The following is a 1580-nucleotide window of genomic DNA, read 5'->3' on the forward strand; positions in this document are numbered from 1 at the left end:
GTCGGCTACACCGCAGGCGTGGAAACCACCACCGGTCCGCTGGGCCAGGGTATCGCTAACGCGGTCGGGATGGCTATCGCCGAGAAAACCCTGGCGGCGCAGTTCAACCGTCCGGGACACGATATCGTCGACCACTACACCTACGCCTTCATGGGCGACGGCTGCATGATGGAAGGCATTTCTCACGAAGTGTGCTCCCTGGCCGGTACCCTGAAACTGGGTAAACTGGTGGCGTTCTATGATGACAACGGCATCTCCATCGACGGCCACGTTGAAGGCTGGTTCACCGACGACACCGCCAAACGCTTTGAAGCCTACGGCTGGCACGTGGTGCGCGGCGTGGACGGTCACGACGCTGACGCCATCAAACGCGCGGTAGAAGAAGCGCGGGCGGTCACCGACAAACCGTCCCTGCTGATGTGTAAAACCATCATCGGTTTCGGTTCGCCGAACAAAGCCGGTACCCACGACTCCCACGGCGCGCCGCTGGGCGACGCCGAAATCGCCCTGACCCGCGAAGCGCTGGGCTGGAAACACGCGCCGTTTGACATCCCGTCTGACATCTATGCCCAGTGGGATGCCAAAGAAGCCGGCCAGGCGAAAGAAGCCGCATGGAACGAGAAGTTTGCGGCTTACGCCAAAGCCTTCCCGCAGGAAGCAGCCGAATTCACCCGCCGTATGAAAGGCGAGATGCCGTCTGACTTCGACGCGAAAGCTAACGAGTTCATCGCGAAGCTGCAGGCCAACCCGGCGAAAATCGCCAGCCGTAAAGCCTCGCAGAACGCCATCGAAGCCTTCGGCCCGCTGCTGCCGGAATTCCTCGGCGGCTCCGCAGATCTCGCGCCGTCCAACCTGACCCTGTGGTCCGGCTCTAAGCCGATCAACGAAGACGCTGCCGGGAACTACATCCACTACGGCGTGCGCGAGTTCGGTATGACCGCTATCGCCAACGGTATCGCGCTGCACGGCGGCTTCCTGCCGTACACCTCCACCTTCCTGATGTTCGTGGAATACGCGCGTAACGCGGTACGTATGGCCGCGCTGATGAAACAGCGTCAGGTGATGGTCTACACCCACGACTCGATCGGTCTGGGCGAAGACGGCCCGACTCACCAGCCGGTAGAGCAGGTGGCTTCCCTGCGCGTGACCCCGAACATGTCCACCTGGCGTCCGTGTGACCAGGTTGAATCCGCGATTGCGTGGAAATATGGCGTGGAGCGTCAGGACGGCCCGACCGCGCTGATCCTCTCCCGTCAGAACCTGGCGCAGCAGGAGCGTACCGCAGAGCAGCTGGCGAACGTGGCCCGCGGCGGTTATGTGCTGAAAGATTGCGCCGGCNNNCAGCCGGAGCTGATCTTCATCGCCACCGGTTCAGAAGTGGAGCTGGCGGTTGCCGCATGGGACAAACTGACTGCCGAAGGCGTGAAGGCGCGCGTGGTTTCCATGCCGTCCACCGACGCGTTCGACAAGCAGGATGCGGCTTATCGCGAATCCGTACTGCCGAAAGCCGTGACCGCGCGCGTTGCCGTGGAAGCGGGTATCGCTGACTACTGGTTCAAATACGTTGGCCTGAACGGCGC

The 1580-nt window shown here is 62.3% G+C and carries 1 protein-coding gene; it reads left to right on the top strand.

Annotated features, from left to right (window positions below; genetic code table 11):
• A partial coding sequence (gene tkt / locus VZP09_RS05720) for a transketolase (RefSeq protein ID WP_328794952.1) occupies window positions 1–1580 on the top strand: 1580 nt, incomplete at both ends.

Source organism: Klebsiella sp. EMBS2024 (genome assembly GCF_036233805.1).
Lineage (GTDB): Bacteria > Pseudomonadota > Gammaproteobacteria > Enterobacterales > Enterobacteriaceae > Klebsiella > Klebsiella pneumoniae.